The organism is Bariatricus sp. HCP28S3_D3 (assembly GCF_052065755.1).
GTDB lineage: Bacteria > Bacillota > Clostridia > Lachnospirales > Lachnospiraceae > Allocoprococcus.
The window spans coordinates 1-305 of sequence record NZ_JBQHTK010000119.1 but is presented as its reverse complement, the minus strand read 5'-3'; the positions used below and the strand labels follow the sequence as shown (position 1 = coordinate 305).

1 rRNA gene is annotated in these 305 nt (G+C 39.3%); it reads right to left on the bottom strand.

The features are described 5' to 3' along the window. Positions 1-204 precede the first annotated feature (204 nt). Positions 205-305 (bottom strand): 5S ribosomal RNA (gene rrf, locus ACTNB3_RS17980); the annotation flags it as partial.

Sequence of the window (305 nt, the reverse complement as noted above, 5' to 3'; positions counted from 1 at the left end):
AGTTAATTGTTACTCTTAAGAATAACAATCACCTCGGATGTCTTTCTCTATTTATTTGAGAATTGATTTTCTTTGTATGCGATTTTCAAGGTACATTGCATAACAGATTATCTGTTATTTCTCTGACTGATGTTATCAGTCATTAAAAACCAGAAAATTTTTCTAATCTTTAATCACTGGTAAAACCAGTTTCCTCTTTTTTGATTCTGGCGGCCACCTGCTCTCCCACACCGTCTCCAGTGCAGTACCATCGGCCGCTTAGGTCTTAACCATCGTGTTCGGGATGGGAACGGGTGTGTCCCCTA